At 58.3% G+C, this 20016-nt stretch carries 20 protein-coding genes and 2 pseudogenes; 8 read left to right on the top strand and 14 right to left on the bottom strand.

All coding sequences use genetic code 11. From position 1 onward, the window contains the following. Positions 1-2 precede the first annotated feature (2 nt). A complete protein-coding gene (locus U5822_RS07255) occupies positions 3-1310 on the top strand; it encodes a DUF3422 family protein (protein ID WP_322854961.1) in 1308 nt (435 codons plus the stop codon). Positions 1311-1335: 25 nt separating this feature from the next. Here U5822_RS07255 and U5822_RS07250 read toward each other — a convergent pair whose 3' ends face one another. Next, positions 1336-2121 carry an ATP-binding protein gene (locus U5822_RS07250; protein WP_322854960.1) on the bottom strand — a complete coding sequence of 262 codons (786 nt, stop codon included), beginning with the start codon at positions 2119-2121 and terminating at the stop codon, positions 1336-1338. Positions 2122-2205: 84 nt separating this feature from the next. Here U5822_RS07250 and U5822_RS07245 point away from each other — a divergent pair, with 84 nt between their 5' ends. The 3 genes from U5822_RS07245 (at position 2206) to cysK (ending at position 6657) form a co-directional block, all read left to right on the top strand. Further along, on the top strand, positions 2206-2649 hold the full coding sequence (locus U5822_RS07245; RefSeq protein WP_322854959.1) for a methylglyoxal synthase: 444 nt from the start codon (positions 2206-2208) through the stop codon (positions 2647-2649). 74 nt (positions 2650-2723) lie between these two features. Then, positions 2724-5648, top strand: coding sequence for a transporter substrate-binding domain-containing diguanylate cyclase (locus tag U5822_RS07240; RefSeq protein ID WP_322854958.1), 2925 nt, complete (start codon positions 2724-2726; stop codon positions 5646-5648). 37 nt (positions 5649-5685) lie between these two features. Further along, complete coding sequence (gene cysK, locus U5822_RS07235) at positions 5686-6657, top strand: cysteine synthase A (RefSeq protein WP_322854957.1); 972 nt, start codon at positions 5686-5688, stop codon at positions 6655-6657. Positions 6658-6870: 213 nt separating this feature from the next. Here the strand turns inward: cysK and U5822_RS07230 are convergent, their stop codons facing one another. The 8 genes and pseudogenes from U5822_RS07230 to U5822_RS07195 form a co-directional block, all read right to left on the bottom strand. Further along, positions 6871-7158: a HigA family addiction module antitoxin gene (locus U5822_RS07230; protein WP_322854956.1), complete on the bottom strand. Its 288-nt coding sequence runs from the start codon at positions 7156-7158 to the stop codon at positions 6871-6873. 10 nt (positions 7159-7168) lie between these two features. Further along, positions 7169-7447: a type II toxin-antitoxin system RelE/ParE family toxin gene (locus tag U5822_RS07225; RefSeq protein ID WP_322854955.1), complete on the bottom strand. Its 279-nt coding sequence runs from the start codon at positions 7445-7447 to the stop codon at positions 7169-7171. A 427-nt stretch (positions 7448-7874) separates the two neighbouring features. After that, positions 7875-8453, bottom strand: coding sequence for a porin family protein (locus U5822_RS07220; RefSeq protein WP_322854954.1), 579 nt, complete (start codon positions 8451-8453; stop codon positions 7875-7877). A 127-nt stretch (positions 8454-8580) separates the two neighbouring features. Further along, positions 8581-9645: a glycerophosphodiester phosphodiesterase family protein gene (locus U5822_RS07215; RefSeq protein WP_322854953.1), complete on the bottom strand. Its 1065-nt coding sequence runs from the start codon at positions 9643-9645 to the stop codon at positions 8581-8583. A gap of 194 nt (positions 9646-9839) precedes the next feature. Next, entirely contained in the window at positions 9840-10088 is a 249-nt protein-coding gene (locus tag U5822_RS07210) for a hypothetical protein (protein WP_322856959.1), read from the bottom strand. 42 nt (positions 10089-10130) lie between these two features. Continuing rightward, positions 10131-10271: pseudogene (locus tag U5822_RS07205) on the bottom strand (DUF4124 domain-containing protein); the annotation flags it as partial. 37 nt (positions 10272-10308) lie between these two features. Continuing rightward, positions 10309-10638 (bottom strand): annotated as a pseudogene (locus tag U5822_RS07200) (DUF3703 domain-containing protein); the annotation flags it as partial. A gap of 243 nt (positions 10639-10881) precedes the next feature. Next, entirely contained in the window at positions 10882-11778 is an 897-nt protein-coding gene (locus U5822_RS07195) for a cation efflux transmembrane domain-containing protein (protein WP_322854952.1), read from the bottom strand. A 166-nt stretch (positions 11779-11944) separates the two neighbouring features. Between U5822_RS07195 and U5822_RS07190 the strand changes: the two genes are divergently transcribed. Continuing rightward, entirely contained in the window at positions 11945-12409 is a 465-nt protein-coding gene (locus U5822_RS07190) for a hypothetical protein (protein ID WP_322854951.1), read from the top strand. Positions 12410-12810: 401 nt separating this feature from the next. Here U5822_RS07190 and U5822_RS07185 read toward each other — a convergent pair whose 3' ends face one another. Beyond that, entirely contained in the window at positions 12811-13872 is a 1062-nt protein-coding gene (locus U5822_RS07185) for a type I restriction endonuclease (protein ID WP_322854950.1), read from the bottom strand. Positions 13873-14099: 227 nt separating this feature from the next. Next, complete coding sequence (locus U5822_RS07180) at positions 14100-14588, bottom strand: DUF4442 domain-containing protein (protein ID WP_322854949.1); 489 nt, start codon at positions 14586-14588, stop codon at positions 14100-14102. Positions 14589-14739: 151 nt separating this feature from the next. Between U5822_RS07180 and U5822_RS07175 the strand changes: the two genes are divergently transcribed. Both U5822_RS07175 and U5822_RS07170 read left to right on the top strand, forming a co-directional pair. Then, positions 14740-15000 carry an acyl-CoA-binding protein gene (locus tag U5822_RS07175; RefSeq protein ID WP_322854948.1) on the top strand — a complete coding sequence of 87 codons (261 nt, stop codon included), beginning with the start codon at positions 14740-14742 and terminating at the stop codon, positions 14998-15000. 131 nt (positions 15001-15131) lie between these two features. Further along, entirely contained in the window at positions 15132-15443 is a 312-nt protein-coding gene (locus tag U5822_RS07170; protein ID WP_322854947.1) for a site-specific integrase, read from the top strand. 16 nt (positions 15444-15459) lie between these two features. On the opposite strand, the gene U5822_RS07165 is transcribed toward U5822_RS07170, so the two are convergent. Next, positions 15460-15906 (bottom strand): hypothetical protein, encoded by a 447-nt coding sequence (locus U5822_RS07165; RefSeq protein ID WP_322854946.1) that lies wholly within the window; start codon positions 15904-15906, stop codon positions 15460-15462. A gap of 397 nt (positions 15907-16303) precedes the next feature. Between U5822_RS07165 and U5822_RS07160 the strand changes: the two genes are divergently transcribed. Beyond that, a complete protein-coding gene (locus U5822_RS07160; RefSeq protein ID WP_322854945.1) occupies positions 16304-18394 on the top strand; it encodes a TonB-dependent receptor plug domain-containing protein in 2091 nt (696 codons plus the stop codon). Here U5822_RS07160 and U5822_RS07155 read toward each other — a convergent pair. Both U5822_RS07155 and U5822_RS07150 read right to left on the bottom strand, forming a co-directional pair. Beyond that, positions 18391-19188, bottom strand: a complete 798-nt coding sequence (locus tag U5822_RS07155) for a citrate synthase family protein (protein WP_322854944.1) — start codon at positions 19186-19188, stop codon at positions 18391-18393. The genes U5822_RS07160 and U5822_RS07155 overlap by 4 nt on opposite strands. After that, on the bottom strand, positions 19185-20015 hold the full coding sequence (locus U5822_RS07150) for a citryl-CoA lyase (protein WP_322854943.1): 831 nt from the start codon (positions 20013-20015) through the stop codon (positions 19185-19187). Before U5822_RS07150 ends, U5822_RS07155 begins: the two co-directional genes overlap by 4 nt. Between the last annotated feature and the right edge of the window lies 1 nt (position 20016).

Here is a 20016-nt window from a genome sequence, read left to right as displayed (position 1 = left end):
CTGTGAGCGTGCGACTGGAATTGCTCGACATTCACCCGTTACGGGACGACCTCTACAACGAGCTGCACTCGCGCCCGTTCCAGGTGCTGCCCACACCGGCCCGAGTCACCCAGATGGCGGTGCTGACCACCCCGGAGCAGCGGCAGCAGCAGTTTGAGCATTTGCAGGAATTGCATCGGCTGCTGGGCCAGCCGGTGCCGGAGCAGGAAGTGGGGTGTTTTGAGGAGACCTTTGGCAGCCTCCGGGTGCGGCGGGAAATGCACATGGAGTTTGCCAGTTACACCTTCACCAACCTGGCCGCCGGTGATGACACGCCCTTCTCCGAGACCGGCATTTCCCTGCTGCCCGAGGGCTGGTTGGAACAGCTGACCGGTACCGTGGTGGCCGCCTTCCACCTGGACATCCGCCCGGCCAGCGCCGACACCGAAGGCGACCTGGCCTACGTGCGCCAGCACTTTGAAGGCATGCGCCTGGTTGGCAGCCGGCCCCAGGAGGGCGCGGCCCGGGTCTGGGGCACCTTCCAGCTGCACAGCGACGGTTTCGGCCGGTTCATGGTGATGAACCAGCACATGTCCGACAGCCAGCTGGGCCGATTGACCCAGCGCCTAATGGAGATCGAAACCTATCGGCTGATGTCGCTGCTGGCTTTGCCGGTGGCCCGGGAGATCACCCCGGCCCTGAACGACATGGACCAGAAGCTGGCGGTGATCACCCAGGCCCTGGCCGACAACCAGGATGTGGACGAGCACCAGCTGCTGGCCCAGTTGACCAACATCGCCTCCCGCATCGAGGCCTTCCGGGCCCATTCCACCTTCCGGTTCTCTGCCACCCGGGCCTACCACCGATTGGTGCTGACCCGCCTGGAGGAACTGCGGGAAGACGAACTGTCCGGCCATCTGACCATCACCGAGTTCATGACCCGGCGACTGACCCCGGCGGTGAAAACCTGCGAAGCGGTGAGCGATCGCCTGGAGGACCTGTCCAGGCGCATCGACCGGGCCTCGGAGATGATGCGCACCCGGGTGGAGCTGGCGATCCAGAACCAGAACCAGCAGCTGCTCAGCTCCATGGACCGGCGCTCGAAGATTCAGCTGATGATGCAGCACACTGTGGAAAACTTCTCGGTGGTGGCCATCTCCTACTACCTGATCGGGCTGTTGAAGGTGGCCCTGGACACGATCCACGACGCCGGGATCGAGTTCGACAAGTCCCTGGTGCTGGGCGTGGCCATACCGGTCACCCTGCTGCTGGTGTTCCTGGGCGTGCGGGCCATCCACCACCGCTTTATCCGGCTCGCCAAGCGCCAGTAGCCCGTCAGTCGCCCTTCATTAACTCTTACCGGTCCGGCAGTTCGCTGCCGGCATACTGGCGATAGAACTGCTGCGCCGTGCGGCCATTGCGCACGCCCTTGCCGGTGGCAAACCGGATGGCCTGACGGTGCAGCGCCTCCCGGTCGGCGACGTCCGGAAACAGGGCATCCACCGCCTGCAGGTAAACCTCCTGCGAGAACGCGTAAAACGAGAGCTGCAGCCCGAACCGGTCCGCCAGAGACACCTGCTCCTCAATGGCCTCGGCCGGGTGCAGTTCCCCGCCGCGCATGTCGCTGGCCAGATTGTCGGCCATGAATTCCGGCATCAGGTGCCGGCGGTTGGAGGTGGCGTACACCCGGACGTTGTCCGGCGGCAATTCCAGCGAGCCTTCCAGAACACTTTTCAGGGCCTTGTAGCCGGTTTCGCCGGCGTCGAAGGACAGGTCGTCGCAGAAAATCACAAAGCGGAAGCTGAGATCGCAGATGTCGTCGACGATTTCCGGCAGGTTCACCAGATCGTCCTTGTCGACCTCGATCATCCGCAGGCCCTGGTCCCGGTAGCGGTTCAGCAGGGCCTTGATCACCGACGATTTGCCAGTACCCCGGGCACCCCAAAGCAGGGCATTGTTGGAAGGTTCGCCCGCCAGAAAGCGCTCGGTGTTGCGGGCCAGGGCCTGCTGCTGGCGTTCGATGCCGGTCAGGGCCTCCCACTGCACCGGATCCAGCCGGCGAATGGCCCGCAGGCCCGACCGGTGACGCCGCCAGACGGCGGCTGGGGTGGTGGTCCAGTCCACCGTGCTGCTCACTGACATAACTCGGGCTCCCTATTCCGTCCAGTGTCCGCATGTGAAACACTGACTTTGGCTTTATCCAGTAAAAAGGAGACTTTACCTCAAATGGCCGTGAAATCCGTTGCGCTGGTGGCGCACGACAACAAGAAAAAGGAGCTCGTCGAATGGGCCTCCGAGAACCGGACCCGCTTCGCGCCCCTGACCCTCTACGCCACGGGCACCACCGGTCGGCTGTTGCGCGACCACCTGGGCCGGGACGACATCCACTGCCTGCTGAGCGGCCCGCTGGGCGGTGACCAGCAAATCGGCGCCAAGATCGCCGAGGGTGAAATCGACCTGCTGGTGTTTTTCTGGGACCCTCTGGAACCTCAGCCCCACGACCCGGACATCAAGGCGCTGCTGCGCATTGCTGCCCTGTGGAACATCCCGGTGGCCTGCAACAAGGCGACCGCAGAATTTATTCTCACCTCCGCGTACATGACCGACGATCGCCATCAGTCGAAAAAACCGGACTTTAGCGACTACACCGGCCGCGAGGTTGGTCATTAAACCGCCACACTCTAGCAATGCCGGCATCAGGGACTAAACTTAGTTCACAATAACAACTGATCGCCGGCAGCCCGATGAGAGACAGGTTCGCCCCCCGTTCACATTGCTTTCTCACCTGTCTGGGGCGTGCTTTTCTAGCCCTCATCGTCGCGTTCAACCTGCAAACCGCCAGCGGCGAAGAACCCCCGGCGCCCTCCGAGAGGGTGTCGGTTGGTGTGGTCGCCGACAACAAGCCCTATTCCTTTTTCGAGGGCCGCGCCACCTCCGGTTTTTCCGCCGATATCCTAAAAGAAGTGGCGATCAACAGCGGCCTGGAGTTCGAATTCCGGGCCGGGAACTGGCCCGAGCTTTACGCCGCCTTCCTGAGCGGCGAGCTGGACGCCATCGATGCCATTTCCTACCGGGAAGACATGGCCGAAGAGATTCTGTTCACCGACCCCTACCACATCCGCCAAACCTACCTCATGCAGGACAGCAATCGGCCCCTGGGAAACATCGGCGGACTCGCCGACCTGCAAGGCCGGACCGTCGGTATCATTGAGGGCACGTATTACCACAAGGTGCTGGAACAGAACGGCATCGCCGTGAACGTGTACGACTCCATTCCCAGCCTGGTGCGCGCCCTGGCGTTCGGCTGGGTCGATATGGTACTGGGGCCCAGACTGAGCCTGAAATATGAGGCCAACGCCGCCGGCTTCTATTTTCTCGAGATCGCAGGGCCAGCCCCCCTTGGCCCCCAGGCTCAGGAGGATTTGCGAATCGGGGTCAAACGGGACAAGCCGGAACTGTTCCGACGCATCCAGATTGGCTTGGCCGCCATCCCCGAATCCCGCCGAAACTTGTTATTGCAACGCTGGCGGGAGTTTGGCGGGGCCAGCATCAGCGAACCCGAGAGCTTTCGCCTGAGTGACCGCCAACGGATTTTCCTGTCTGAACTGGGCCCGGTTCGGGTTGGCCTCATGGAAGACTACGCCCCATTCAGCTTTCGCGATGGCGACAAGTTCCAGGGGCTAACGGTGGATGTACTCAACCGCCTGACCGATTTGACCGGCCTGCAAGTGACGCCCGTGGCCGGAGAGTGGCCTGATCTGCTGCACATGCTTCGGGAAGGCTCCATTGATGTTCTCGCCAACATGTCACAGACCGAAGATCGACAGACATTTGCTCAGTTTACTGAGCCCTACTACATCATTCCCAACGTGGTGTTCACCCGCGATGGCGGGCTGGAGTACCGGGGCCTCAGCAGCCTGCGCAGCTACGAGGTTGGATTAGCGGCCGACATATACTACGAACGCCGGGTCGTCGAAGAGCTGGGGGAAGCCGCCAAGGTTTTCAGCTCCCAGGAGGCCATGTTCCGAGCCTTGGAGCATGATCGGGTGGATGCGGTTCTGGCGGCGCTCCCCAACGGCAACTTTTGGATTCAGGAATTGAGGATTCCCGGCGTGCGCATTGCCGGCGAGCTGGTGTTTGAGAACCAACCCGGAGAGGACCTGCGATTTGGCGTTCGCAAATCCCTGGCGCCGGTCGCCGAAATTCTGGATCAGGCCCTGGCGGCCATCAGTGACACCGAAAAGCGCACCATCGAGAACCGCTGGCTGGGGGCCTCGGGGGTTCAGGACAGCCCCAGCCGGGCGAAGCCCAAGCTGTCCCCAGAGGAAGAGGCCTGGCTCAGCGACCGGAATCGAACCATCCCCTACTGCATTGACAACGAGTGGCTGCCGCTGGAAGGGCTGGACGATTCCGACACCCACGTGGGCGTGTCCGCCGAGGTGCTACGGGTTCTGAGCGAGCGCGGCAACATTCGCTTCAAACGGGTGCCCACAGACTCCTGGACCGAAAGCCTTGAGGCCATCCAGGAGCGTGAGTGCGACATCCTGTCCATGGCCATGAAAACGCCGGAGCGTGCCCAATACCTGAATTTCACCGACGCCTACATTCGGGTGCCCAACATAGTCCTGGGGCGCATCGAAGCGCCCTTCATCGAAAACGTCGGTGATCTGGCCGGTGGCCAGGTTGGCCTGGTCAAGAACTACGCCTTCACGGAGCTGCTTCGCTACCGCTACCCCAAATTACAATTCGTCGAGGTGGACACCGAGAAAGACGGCCTGAAACTGCTGCAGGAGCGAAAACTGGCGGGGTTTGTCACCAACCTCGCCTCCGCCAGCTACCAGATGCAGGAACAGGGACTGGCGGACGTGAAAGTGATTGGCCGCATCCCGGCCGACTGGGCCCTTGCCATTGCCACCCGCAGCGACGAACCCATGCTGCTGGACATTATGCAGAAGCTGGTGGAAACCCTGACCGCCGACGAGCGGGCCAGCCTCAGGGCCTACTGGCGCAACATCAAGATTGAGCAATCGGTGGACTACACCCTGGTCTGGCAGGTGCTGGCCCTTGGCCTGATTGGCGCCGCCCTGTTGTTCTACTGGAACCGCAAACTCAAGCGCCTGAACCGGGAACTGGCCAACGCCAACGACGCCCTGGCCCGCCTGAGCGTGACCGACAACCTGACCAAACTCGGTAACCGCAGCTTTTTCGACCGGGAGTTCCGCAAGAGCTTCCAGTGGTGCCAGCGCAATCACGATGGCTTTGCCGTGGCTATGGTCGATGCCGACCACTTCAAGGCGATCAACGACACTTACGGCCACGAAGCCGGCGACCATTGCCTGAAGACCCTGGCCGAGATGATGAAACGGCATTTCCGACGCGAAACCGACCGCCTGGCGCGGTTCGGCGGCGAGGAGTTTGTGGTGTTCACCACCTATCAGAACCGCAAGGAAATCATTGATCGGCTGGACCGCTTCCGCAACGCCATCGCCGACTGCTCCACCGTGTTTGCCGGCCAGGAGATCAGCCTGACCATCAGCATTGGCCTGGCCACCGGCGTGCCCGACCCCAACGACTCCCCGGCCCAATTCCTGCGGCTGGCCGACCAGGCCCTCTACGCCGCCAAGCAAAATGGCCGGAACCGGCTGGAGGTTCGCGCCATAAAAGACTGAGTGGTGCTAGACTGCCCAAAACGACAAGGAGCGCACCATGGCACGAATCTACGAAGACAACTCTCTCTCCATCGGCAACACCCCACTGGTTCAACTGAACCGGGTGTCCGACGGAGCCACCATCTGGGCCAAGATTGAAGGCCGTAACCCCGCGTACTCGGTGAAATGCCGCATCGGCGCCGCCATGATCTGGGACGCCGAAAAGCGCGGCTCCCTGAAGCCCGGCATGACCATCATCGAACCGACCAGCGGCAACACCGGCATCGCCCTGGCGTTCGTGGCAGCGGCCCGTGGTTACAAACTGATCCTGACCATGCCCTCCTCCATGAGCCTGGAGCGCCGCAAGGTCCTGAAGGCCCTGGGGGCCGAACTGGTTCTCACGGAACCGGCCAAGGGCATGCCCGGCGCCATCGCCAAGGCGGAAGAGATTTTTGCCGCCGACCCGGACAATTGCTTCCTGCCCCAGCAGTTCCAGAATCCGGCCAATCCGCGCATTCACGAAGACACCACCGGCCCGGAAATCTGGCACGACACCAGCGGCGAGATCGACATCTTCGTGGCGGGCGTGGGTACGGGCGGCACCCTGACCGGGGTGTCTCGCTACATCAAGGAAACCCGGGGCAAGAAAATCACCTCGGTGGCCGTCGAACCCACCGACTCCCCCATCATCACCCAGACCCTGAACGGCGAAGACCCGAAGCCTGCGCCCCATAAAATCCAGGGCATTGGCGCCGGCTTCGTGCCCAAGAACCTGGACCTGGAGTTGGTGGACCAAGTGGAGACGGTCTCCAACGAAGACGCCATGGCCATGGCCCACCGGCTGATGCTGGAAGAAGGCATTCTGTGCGGGATTTCCTGCGGTGCCGCCGTGGTGGCCGCGGTGCGGGTCAGCAAACAGCCCGAGCACAAGGGCAAGAATATCGTGGTGGTACTGCCGGATTCGGCGGAACGCTACCTGTCCTCCGCGCTGTTCGCCGATCGGTTTGGTGAGCAGGAAAACGTGCAGTAAAAAAGTCAGTCAGGACGTGGCGGCGTGCCGCGTTCTGACTTCCTGTTGTCGAACCAACACTTGGCTGTTTTGGTCGCTTTATGCTTACTTCGGTGAGCAAATGCTCCCTAATCTCTGTTGACACTGCGGTCGCAGAGCAGACATGTAGATGGTGCGATAACGCTAGCCGGCATGCGCACGGCGATGCCATGACTGGCTTGGTTATGTGCTGCTTCAGGCAGCAACAAGCTTCTTAACATTGAGCTCTTTGCGATGTTGCTCCGCATGCCAGAGCTCATACTGGGACTGCTGATTCAGCCAGCTTTCTGCCGAGGTTTCAAAAGCGATAGAAAGCCGGATAGCCATTTCAGGGCTAATGCCAGCCTTGCCGTTCAGCACAGCGCTCAGAGTTTTTCGACTAACGCCCAGAGCCTCTGCAGCCGCTGTAACAGAGAGGCCCAAAGGCTCAAGGCAAAGCTCTCTGAGTATTTCGCCGGGATGAGGGGGATTATGCATCAACATTGGGGTCACCTCAGTGGTAATCTTCGTAATTCACTATCTCAGCATCTCCATCCACGAACCGGAACGTCACCCGCCAGTTACCGCTGACCGTCACTGACCAGATTCCAACGCGATTACCTGAGAGTTCGTGCAACCGCAGGCCAGGTAAGTCCATATCTTTGGCATCTGACGCTGCATTTAGTCTGCCTAGAATTAGCCGAAGCCTCTTTTCATGAGCGGCCTGAATCCCTGCTGTGCTGCCGGACTTGAAGAATCTTGCCAAGCCCTTGTGTTTGAAGCTTCGAATCATTCCCTGAGTGTACCCCGTAACGTATCAGGTATCAAAAACATAACGCCCCACACAGCGATATTCGGACGACTGAAATCTTCACCCACATTATTGGCGATCGACGAGCTGGAACAATTAGTCCATTTGATCGTTTGCCGGGTTCTTGAGAAGTCCCTAGCGCTCTGCCCGAGCAAAGAACGTCAACGATCTGAAGTGCTGCGGATATTCGCTATGTCTAAGAGCTTGGTATCACAGTTCACATCGATGACACCAGATCCCAGACATAACCGGCTATTTTATTGGTGCACTACCAATTAATTCTGATACGTCTCAGTCGCACGGGGCCTAAGACATTAAGGTGATCAGAACTGATCTAGGCGAGATTTTCTAGAAGGGGCTGGAGGGAGAGCAAGACGCGGCCAAAGGCCGCGTCTTGTTACAACTGAACTTAAAACTGGTACTTCAGGCCGACCCGACCGGTATCAAATTCGGGACCGTCGTTGGTTACCTGGCCATTGAAGTCGTCTTCGTCGATATCGACGTTGTAGTGATTATACTCAGCGAATGCCGTCAGCTGCTGGGTCACCCGGAAATCGACACCGGCGCCAACAAATGGGCTCACCTCGTCGTAGGTTTCGTCTTCATCGAAGGCGTCCACATCAAACGCCGAGGCGAACGCACCCGCTTTGCCGTAAACACCGAAGCTGTCGGTGAGCGGAATCCGGCCCACGGCACTCAGACCAACACCCTTCAGCTTGCCTTCCACATCGTCTTCACCGAAATTGCCGAAGTCGATGTACTCCGCTTCCAGGGCGAAGAACGGGTTAAATTGGTAACCCAGGGCCGCGGCCAGCATGTCATTCTCGTCCTCGAATTCACCACCATGCGATTTGTAGCCACCGTAGCTACCGCTGATGTAAGGGCCACTCTGTTCACGCTCAACACCACTCTGTGCCCAGGCTGCGGGGGCGGCAGCTGCAGTCGCCATCAGAACAGTGGCACAGGCAAAACGGGTTGTGGAATTCATAAGGCATTCCTCCTAGTGAGTTCAGATGTCCTTTCTCTTTTGCAATCATCAACCTACGTTGCGATCACGTGAACTCACCCTAACCGGATTCCCGCCTGTTGTGGGTTAAAACCGGACTACAGTTTTGTCATTCGATGTTCAGAAAGGGCCGCCGCGAGGGGCCTGCCCGCCCCGTGCAATTCGCGTAAAACGTGGTGGTGGCGGGCCAATCCGAGAAGATGCCAACAACCCCAACTTCCCGTGCCAGCGCATCAATCACCGCGAACATATCGCCATCATTATTAATGGCTTGGGCCACGCTTTGGTAATACCAGCCGCCTCCGCCCGCCAGAGAGCCACTACGCTCCACCGTCCAGGCAAGCAGCGCCAGGCCGGCCATGCGAGCATTTCTGGCGTAGCGCGACGGCACGATGTGCCCCTGGTCGTCCAGGGCCAGCAATTTCCACAAAGGCGCAGCCACGGCGTTCACTCCCAGGGCTTTCAGCTTGGCCATGGCGATCAGCGAGGTGTTCAGCGGCGTGGGCTTGTCCATATCCAGCAAGGCCGCCCGCTGGCCAAACTCATTGGCCTGATCGAGCCAGAAAAGGATATCCGCCAGCCGAAACGATTGCGGCCACACAGCTTCTGGCGGCACGCCCTCGGCCCGGTACTCGGCGATCATCTGTCGGGCAAAATCCTCCTGGGTGTAGTCCCCCTCGTAAGGCATGGCCACCACCGGGGTTTTCAGTTCCGGTGCAAAGCCCACACCCAGCGCCTTCAACAGTCGGATGCTCTCGCGGTGGCTCAACAAAGTACCCCGGGCCAACGGCCGTGGGCCGGCATTGATATAGGCCTCGGGCGTCGTCGCCATCGGGTTGACGTCGTCGGTCTTGCCTTGGAGTGATTTCAACTCCGCCAGGGTAAAGTCACTGGTCCGACATTCGGCCTGGGCCGGTTTGCCTTCGCTGGGGACGGCCGGCACAAAGGGCTGAGTGCATTTGGCGTTCAATTCGGGGATGGTGACGACGTTGGTGGTGGTGTGCAGATCGTCCTGGGCATGGCGGCACACCAGTTCCCGATCCTTGGTGAAAGTGACGTCGCACTCCACGATGCCCGCACCCATTCGGGCCGCCGCCGTGTAGGATTCCAGCGTGTGCTCTGGAAAGCGCAGCGGAGCGCCCCGGTGGCCGATCGAGAACTCGGCCCAATGCATCGGCCTCCCCTCACAGGCTTGTAATTGATCTTTCAGTGGCCCCGGGTCCATATCCGCAACCAACGCTCGGGGCCGCTCACCGAGCTGGGCGACTGAGCCATCCAAAAGGAACGACCAACCCGGCATTGCTGCCTGCGCCGCCGGCCAGGGCGCTGAACAGAACAACGCCCCCACGACTAGGAGGCGAAGCACACTCAGCCGCATGTTTCCTGAACCTTGGTGCGGAACCGCTCGCGAATTCGGTCGTTCTCTTCCTCACTCACGTACACCCGCTCGCCCTGTTCATTCAGGTTGTAGAACGTGGAAACGCTGGCCATGTGCTTGAGTCGGGCCTGAAGCTTTCGGCAAAGCTCAGCCTCTTTCGCGGCCTGCTGGTCCGCTTCAGCCTTGGCCGCCTGCCGGGACTGCCTCTCATCCTGCTGTGAATCCAAAAATTCGTTCATTCGCTGACGACGCTCATTAGCCAGATTGTCAGCATCGGGAGGGGGCGGGGTGACTTTGACAGGCTCCGAGTTCGACTCAGCGGGTGGGCGATCGCCGAAATGGGTACGGCCCTTATCATCGACCCAACGATAAACGCCAGCGTTCGCAGAGACAGACAACAGACCCAGTAATACTAGAAGCATCTTTACCAGCACAAACCGCTCCACTGCTCATATATTTTCAGTTTTCCGTCTTCACTTGGCCTCTACACAGCGATCCAAAACGATACCCCCACTTTAACCGTTGAGGTGTAAATCCCGTATGGGTTTTTCTGCCAAACGCTGCCACCGAAACTAAATTCTTTCTTTTCGCTCGTAAACAAAAGCGAACATTTAAGTCAGGCCTCCTCTCCGCCGCCCCCGAAAGCGCCCCAAAGAAATCCTCCGGCACCGGCTTTAGGGCAAATGCGCCGATGTTGGCGCGACCAGTCTTCCCACTCGAAACCAACCCGGAAAAGACTAGCGCGGCGATGGTTAGAATAAATTGTCCCAGCACTTCACGAATGTCCTTTGTCCGCCAACCTTAACTGAGCGTTCTTAGATGATTTGCAGAGTGCGCCAGAGCAGATCGCTGGCTGAGAATGTGGGCTCACTCAAGATGAATGAGGTCCGCTTGGAAATCGCCCGTTCATTCCGCAATGTGCGCCGCTTCAAACTCCGCAAGAAAGGGCGCTTTCAATAAACTGTGCGTTTATGTTCACCCCCAATGAGTTGTCAACGAAAACCGATAAACGACCACTTGGCCGCGAAGGATTCAGCCTTTCAGTGCCAGTATGCGTTTTGCACCTATCAATACGATGACGCCAACAATTCCGCCAACAATCAGGTCTGGGTAGTTGGTACCGGTCCAAGCAACAAGTAGACCTGCAAGTATCACTCCCAGGTTTATGACTACGTCGTTGGCCGAAAATATCCAGCTCGCCTTCATGTGCGCACCGCCTCCACGGTGTTTTGCGATCAGAAGAAGGCAGCTGATATTCGCAATGAGAGCAACAGAGGCGACTGCCATCATCATTGACGACTGAGGATCGCTGCCGAATAGAAAACGCCTGATGACTTCAACCAATACACCGGCGGCAAGGATAAGCTGGAAGATTCCGGCAATGTGTGCCGCTCTAACCTGCATTTTGGTGCCATGCCCCACTGCGTATAACGCGAGACCGTAAACGGCGGCATCGGCAAGCATGTCTAGCGAGTCGGCAATCAGACCAGCGGACTGGGCGATTAGGCCCATCGTCATCTCGATCAGAAACATCAAAGCGTTGATTGCCAGCAGTATCCATAAAGTCGTGGACTCTCCTTGTTGGTTGGCTTTAGACGATTCAAACGCCCTTACGGATTCAGTGCTAGCGTCTTCTGTCATTTGTAAGGAAGCGCCCAGACCCAGGGTTTCCAGCTTGCTTGTAATAGGTTCGGCTCTTCCATGGTGGAGGATTTCCAGCGTCCGACCCGATAAATCGAATGACAGGGAATGAATGTGTTCATAGTCATTCAGAGCTATTCGAATCATTCGCTCTTCCGAGGGACAATCCATTCTTGGCACTTTGTAGGTGCTTAGCCGGGTGGGTATTTTGACGTCACCGGGGCCATGAAACTCATCATCTACGACAGGGGCTTTACTGTCACACTGTCCATTGCATGGTTTTTTCATTTTCTAAGTTCCGCTTCTCTCTCAAATGACGCAATTTAAAACCCTGTAGTAACTTCAGGGTCAATAACTGATTTGCTTCATTCCTTAATTTTTTGCCTCTGTCTGGATACGGATCTAAATTGGAAACTGCGACGGTGTGAATATCCCCTTTTCGGAGATTTATTTCATGATTTCATCTAAAGGAATTGCGGCATCCGCTGTGTTGTTGATTGTGCCATTATTTGTCCAAGCGCATGGTGATCAAGGTTCTTGGCAAGGACATGGTCCTGGGATGATGATGGATCAGGAGCAAATGCAACAGATGCACCAAAACTGGTCCCGAATGAATGATTTGATGCAGCGCATGCCTAATCAGACTTCGCCAGAAGAGCGACAGCAGCTGATGCATGAACACTGGAAAGCGATGCAAGAGCAAATGGATCTGATGCACCATGGAATGATGGGGCCCGGCAAGATGCAGGGGCGTCACGGTATGATGGGCGGACAGCACATGATGAATGGCCAAGAATCAAGCAAAGGTGCTGGTCCGAGCATCGACCAGAAACTGCAAATGATGCAGGAGCGAATGGATCAAATGCAGCTGATGATGGAGCAGATGCTGCAACATCAGCGAAATTTTAGCGAAAATTGATAAATAACTGACCAATTCATCTATCATAGTTACTGCAAGGGACTGAGGCGGCCCGGTTAATCATGGGTCGCCAATGTCGTCGATAGAATATTGATCTTCGCCGATGAACCGCATTCCTTGACGGTCGTGAATCGAGGGTTTCCTCCGTAGCATTCGAATATGTCAAGAACGATTGCGAGCCCAAGCCCCCGTGTATGCTCGTAAAGCTACAAGCCCTTTGACCGAGATTGCCAAATCCGGCGCTAGTGACGCCCAGCTTATCGTCTACAGCGTTTTCCTTCCTAGCGATGAGTAGCTGCTCAAATTACAAATCGACGCTCCGTTCCGGCCAAATCTGAATGTTCGCTTTGCGACCCGAGTGAATCCAAAGCTCCCAGCGATACGTGACCCCCCCTCAACCACTAATAACCGTACGCCGATGCAGTAGCCATCAGGTGCTCTTCAAAGGCAAAAATGTCATTTATCGTACCGATCGGGTGACGGGTCTCGTTCTTCTCGTTATCGAATACACCGAGGTATTTTTGCGATCGATTGAAGTGAAGCCGGCACAGAGGCTTTCGATTGTTATCATCGATCAATATTCCACAATAGCTTTTGGTATCACGCATAATCACTCGCTCGGGATCGAGGATTTTGCGAACCATGGCTTTGACTAAATTGTAGCCTTCGATTTCTTCTTCAGTTGTGTAGATGCCGTTTCCTTCATCCTCCGACCGGTCATCGTCGGTGACGGATTCTGGCTCTTGGTAACCGTTCATGGCGCTTTGGAGACGACTATTAATCTGGTCATTTAAGAACTGCTTCAAAGCCTTTTTCACGATCGGCTTGAAGTCGCTCTTTACAGCTTGAGTCAGCTTGCCCTCATAGACTTGGCTTACTAGTAATTTGATCAATTCATCGTCTGGTTCGCGAAACTGCTGCTGGATAATTTTTTTGATCTGGTTGGAGAACTTCATTTCTCCAGCAGAACTAAGGACGTCGTCTAAATCGAACTGTTCCTTCGAGAGCTTTTGCAATTCAGGTATCGCGCCGTCATCTAAATTTTCCAGGTCTAATTCGAGAAACGGACGTTCGTCCATCTTGTTGGCGTCGTCCAAATCGCTGAAGAACTGGTAGACAGTGCCGTTAGTGAGTACAGCGATTCGGGCATCGGTGCAGGAAAAGTAGCGGAACAACTGGGAGGCGTGTTTGATAGTGAGCTGTTCGCCCCGCTTCTTGGCCTCGATTAAGATCTGGATGGTGCCGTCGTGGGAAATGGCATAGTCTACCTTTTCACCTTTTTTTGTCCGGGTGTCGGCAGTGAATTCCGGGACCACTTCACTTGGGTTAAAAATGTCGTAGCCCAGTACAGAGTGAATGAACGGCATGACGAGGGCATTCTTCGTTGCTTCCTCTGTCTCCAGATTACCACCCATTTTTTCGATCTTTTCGACCAAGGCCATTACTTTGTCTTTGAATTCCATTTCAGCGCTCCTATTTTTGTAAAGATCAAAGTAGTAAGCGATCAAAAATCAGTCAAGGAAGACAGCGCCTTGGGGCGGGACTGCCGGACGCTTGCTAGCCCGGTGCAGAAATTGTCAGCTTTGAGGAGAAGGTAGCCCTCTACACTGAGGGCTGCTTTAGTCAAAATTCACATTAACAATCGTGACCCATTCAATACTGATAGCACTGACAGTCAATTGGGTTGAGGTTAACGCTTCGGCGTCCAGGCCCAGATCATCTCGATCTCGATCGGCTCTTTGTTCTCGCTGTCGCGGATGATTACCGGCACAGAGACATCGCCCTTGTCCTCGGTGCGCATGCGCTCACGCTGTTCTTCGCTCAGACGGGCCTCGACGGTCATGTCGCCCTTGGCGCGGCGGGTGTACTCGGCGTGGGCGGTCTTGATCACCGGCACCTTGTCGTCTGGTACGTTCAGGCCCACCAGAAAGCCGGTGGCGGATTCCGCCAGCAGGAGGGACGCCACAGCGTGGACGCCGCCGATGTGGTTCTGGACCCGACGCTTGTTGGCGATGCTGATCACGCAGCCGTCGTGGGTGAGCGACTCGATGCGAATGCCGGCGGTGCCGGTGAATGGCACCACTTTGCCAAAGAACAGGGTCAGTGCCCGGGACCGGGCAAAATCTGGCAGTTTATTGATTTTATTAACGATTCCAGACAACTTGTTGGCATTTGCCATGGGCTTATCTCCGCCTAACGAAATTTTTGGACGAGGACAATACCCCATTCGTCGGAGGAAAGGAACGTTTGGCCAATGACGCCCGCTCCGGCGCTGGCTATACTCGGCCCCAACAGCTTTGGACCAACCCATACCAACAAGGAGCCCACCGATGAGTGACCTGAAAACCCAATTCGATGAAGCGGTTAACTACATCCAGACCGCCGAAGGTGACTTCCAGCCGTCCAACGAGATGAAGCTGGAGTTCTACGCCCTGTACAAGCAGGCCACCGAGGGCGATGTGTCCGGCAAGCGCCCGGGCATGATGGATTTTGTCGGCCGCGCCAAGTTCGACGCCTGGGACAACCTGAAGGGCATGTCCAGCGATGAGGCCATGCAACAGTACATCGACAAGCTCAATAGCCTGAAGTAAGCCCACCCGGCTGTTCGATCCCGGTCAGCGTGACCGGGATCAATCTTCCCGCCGAATCTTTTGCGACCTTCAAATGATTGTCATAAGATGCGCGCACCATAATAAAAAGAACTTACCCCGGAAGAATTACCATGGATATTATCGAGGCACTGGAACAAGCCCAGCCTGGCCTGATTGGCCGAGTAAAAAACGCCCTTCGCAACCAACACCTGAACCAGCGCGCCGAGCAGACCTACCTGCACTGGATTTCCCGCTTTGTGCTGTTCCACGACCTGAAGGAAGTGGAGATGCTGGAAAGCGAAGACCGCCAGATGTTTCTGTCTTACCTTCGGGACCGGATTCATGTGTCCCGGGCACGCCTGAACCAGGCCACCCAGGCCCTGGCGTTTTTCTACGAGGAAGTGCTTGATTCGGCGACGGTGACCGATCCGGCCGCGGCCTGAAAACACCGACCGGAGGTCAACGCTCGTTCATGTTGATGTTCAGGGTGTCGTAGGTGCGGTTTTCCGGCGGACGGATCATGTAGTTGTTGCTGTGGACCTGCCCCGGAATGGACTTGGGATTGCTGAACTGGAACTCCACCTGGATTTCGGAGCGCCCCAGGTCGATCCGGCGGTCGCGGGGCTCCAGGGCCAGGGGGTCCAGGTAGAAGTCGTCGTTGGTGGCCGGCTTGACCGGCACACCGGCCGCCGGCGCCGCCAGGCCACCCTCGATAACGGTGTTGGCCAGGGCGTCTTCCTCGATGGAGCTCAGCGGGATGTTGTCGATGGTGGAGCGCTCCTGGTACTCGAAGGCGCTGCCCTCGACCGGGCGCTGGTCCTCGGCACTGACACCCATGGCCACCGCCAGCAGGACGCCGCAAGAGACTGCATAAAAACAGCCGATTTTCCGAATGCCTGATTCCATACCCATCACCAAACGCGGCTGCCCGCTGCCCCTGCTCCATGACCACAATGTGACAAATTTTGATCAGTCTATCGCCAATCGAGTCGGGTTTCGCCTCCGCTCGTCAAATCTGTGACGCTTTTCACTAAGGCCTAACCAGTTGAAACATCTGAATAAGAATTCCCGGGCCAGAATCTGGCCTAATCGGCCTCTTTGGTTTGCTTACACATTAAATAAGTCTAAACTCCCGTTTAGAAAGTTAGTCTCTAACCAGCAGCCGAATATAGCCAAACGCTCGATTGTTTCGCGCACCGGTTGCCTGAGAAAAACTAAAACAGCACCACCGACTCAACAGAACAGAGCAGTATCGCTGAGAGGCCCCTCCATGCCCCTTCAACACGGCCCATTGAATGCCCTTATGAGAGCAAGGCACTGGCTCGGGATCTCAGCCCTCTGCTGGCTTACGCCGGCCCTGGCCAATAGCGCCGACGATACGCTCTGGGACATCTCGCTGGAGGAACTGGGCCAGATTCGGGTGGTCTCAATTGCTTCCGGCACCGCCACGCCCCTCGACAAGGCCGCCGCGGTAACGTCTGTAATCAGCGCCGAGGACATCGCAGCCATCGGCGCCACTGACCTGGACGAGGTGCTGGAAACGGTACCCGGCCTGCACGTCAATCGCTCCGACCAGGCCTTTGCCCCCAAGTACATCTTCCGCGGCATTACCTCCACCTCGAATCCCCAGGCGCTGCTGCTGATCAACGGCGTACCAGCCACGACAGCCATGTTCGGTAACCGGGGCAACACCTGGGGCGGCATGCCGGTGAAAGCGATTCAGCGCATCGAGGTGATTCGCGGACCGGGGTCGGCCCTGTACGGAGCCGACGCCTACGCCGGGGTGATCAATATCATCACCAAAAACGCCCAGGACATTGATGGCGTGGTGACCGGCGCACGGGTGGGCAGCTTTGACACCAAGGCGGCCTGGGTTGAAGCCGCCACCACCCTCAACAGCACCGACATCAGCCTGGTGCTGGAACACCAGACCACCGACGGCTGGCGCGAAACCGTCGACCGCGACGCCCAGACCAACTTCGACGAAACCTTCAACACCTCGGCGTCACTGGCACCGGGGCCGGTGAACACTTCTGCGGACAGTTTCGACGCCCGGCTGGAAGTGAATGGCTCGAACTGGGATCTGAGGGCCGGCATTCAGGACCGGCGAAACCTGGGAACCGGGCCGGGCCTCGCCCAGGCCCTGGACCCCGAGGGCCGCTACAAGTCCCAGCGCATCAATGTGGATTACAGCTACCGCTGGCTGGAACTGGCGGACGGGCTGGACGTTGAATCGCGCATCAGCTTTTTCAACATCACCCAGGAACCCGAGAACGACATCTTCCTCTACCCGCCGGGGGCCTTTGGCGGCGCCTTCCCGGACGGCTTTCTGGGCAGCCCGGGTTACAAGGAACGCCAGGCCCGAGTGGACCTGAGTGCCATCTACAGCAATTTCGACAGCCACCGCGTCAATTTCGGCATCGGCGCCTTCTGGGCCGACCTCTACGAGGTATCCGAGAGCAAGAACTTCAACACCGACTTCAGCCCCAAGGGGCAGGTGGTCGATGTCTCTGACGACCCGGACCAGGTCTGGATGCCCGAGGAAGATCGGAAGAACTATTACGCCTTTGTCCAGGATGAATGGCAGTTTGCCCAGAACTGGCAATTGGTGAGCGGGCTGCGCTACGACTACTACGCCGATTTTGGCGAGACCGTAAACCCCCGGGCGGCGCTGGTGTGGGCCACCACCGACAACCTGACCACCAAGCTGCTCTATGGCCGCGCCTTCCGCGCACCGTCCCTGAACGAGCAGTACGCCGCCAACAACCCGGTACTGGCGGGTAACGACGACCTGGACCCGGAAACCATCGACACCATCGAACTGGCCCTCGGTTACCAGGCCAGCACGCGGCTGTTCTACGGCGTGAACATCTTCTACTACGAAATTGACGACCTGATTAACGCAGAGCCCGTGGCCGGCTCCAATGCCAGTCAATACCAGAACTCCGGCAAGCGAAAAGGTCATGGTGGCGAACTGGAAGCCAGCTATCAGGCCCTGGACAACCTGAACCTGACCGCCAACTACGCCTACCAGCGGGCGACGGATGAGGAAAGCGACGAGTCGGTGGGTGATGCCCCCAATCACCAGGCGTACGCCCGGGTTGAGTGGCAGGTCGCCAGCCAGTGGGCGCTGAACACCCAGGTGAACTGGGTCGGCGAGCAAAAACGAAGCCCGAACGACACTCGGGAGCCGGTGGACGATTACACCACGGTGGATGTCACCGCCCGCACCGTTGGCCTATGGCGTGGTTTCGATATCGCCCTATCGGTCCGAAACGCCTTCAATGCGGACGTTCGCAGCCCCAGCCCCTACTCCGACCCAAGGCCGGAAATCCCCGGCGATTTCCCGATGCCGGGGCGTTCAGCGTACCTGGAAGCCCAGTACCAGTTTTAGTCGCCCCACTTACGCCTAGCCGGCCCATCGTAGACGATGTTGGTGCAGCGCACCGGGAAAAAGCTGCCCACGGGCCGGTCCCGGGCATCCTGGTAACAGGGCGCCATGCCGGTGACGAACACCGGGGTCAGGAACGTCTGGTAATCCTGACAGCTCAGCCCGATGTCGGCCACCAGCGCGGCATGCACTGCAGCCACGTTCATCGAATAGCCGTACTTCTCGTTCAGGTAGGCGTGCATGTCCAACGCCATTTTCAGATGGCGGCCGCCGTCCAGGCCAAACTCCTTGGCCTTGGCCAGGGTATAGGGAATGCGCTCGTCGGTTGGCGCCAGGGGGCGGCCATAGCCGTACAAGGTGCGCCCGGCCGCCTTCTCCGCGTCGATGAATTCCACCAGATCGCCACCCGCGTCGCAGTGCTTGGCCGCGCGCCTGAAGAAATCCAGGGCCCGGACTTCCGGCCGACGACCGTAGATGGAGGCCTCGGAGACACTCATACCCGCCATCAGTGACAGCGACGCGGTGGAGCGCACCGTGCCGGCCAGGGCCGTGACGTGGTTCGGCCAGATCGAGGCGTCCGGATAGCTGGTGGACACCCAGAACGAATTAAGCAGCTTGGCCACGTTGACCCCCGGGTCACGCCCCAGGATCACGTAGAGGTACAGGTGGATCCAGTCGTAGTCTCCAAGCTCGTGGTGCAGGTCTTTGCCGTGCACGACCACCCGGTCGGTCAGGTAGGCTTTGCCCTTACGGGTGAGCCAGTGTTTCTCGGTTTCCAGCAGTCGCTTGTGGCTCATTGGTTGGTTGCCTCCTGGCCGTTGCCGCTGTCAGTTGCGCTCTCGTCGAGTTCAATGGCCGGGCCGTAAAAAGGAAACTTCTTCCAACCCATCTGCTTCTGCTCCAGTGCGTGCACGGCCGCGCCCGGGAGTCTCAGGAACAAGTACAGCATGTTGCCCTGGTCTTCGTTCAGGCCCAGGTCAACCATGGCCGCTGCCGCCAGCCCACTCATCGCCAGCGGGTAGCCCACATGCTGCTCCAGGGCCTCCCGGTTCTGCTTGAGCCAGGCCAGCGCCCCGTCAGCGGGCGCCAAGGCCGAAAGCAAATCGAGGGACTGCAGGATCGGAGTCGGGGTTACGTCGCCGTTTGGATCAAAGCCGGGAGCGTGCTCCATCGGCAACCAGATATCCGCGCGCTCGTCGTCATCGGGATTCAGCAACCGGTTGCGCCAGCTCTCCAGATCAAACCGGCACTCGCCCCAGAGCTTGATGCAGATGGAAAGCTCCTGGGACCCGCCGTACTGGCCGCCGCCCACCGCCAGCGCGGCCATCAGTGCCGAGCTGTGGTTGGTCCCGGCAACACCGCCGTTCATGGCGGCTCGAATACTGGCCTCACGCGGACCGACGTTGGCCAGCACCATGGCCAGCTTCTCCAGCAAGGCGGTGTCACTCTTGGCAGGTCGCTCGCCCTTGAACAGCAGCAGCAGGTAGTCGAACCAGCCGGCGTTCGGGATGACGTCGCCGTAGACGTCGTAGCCACGGCAATAACAGGCGCGGGCCGCGAAAGGGTTGGCAGGCTCGGGTTCTTCCTGCCAGATGTAGGAGTAATACTGATACTCGGTCGTCATG

This window comes from Marinobacter qingdaonensis (assembly GCF_034555935.1).
Taxonomy (GTDB): Bacteria; Pseudomonadota; Gammaproteobacteria; order Pseudomonadales; family Oleiphilaceae; genus Marinobacter; species Marinobacter qingdaonensis.
The sequence above is the reverse complement of the archived record's forward strand: the minus strand, read 5'-3'. Positions and strand labels throughout refer to the sequence as shown.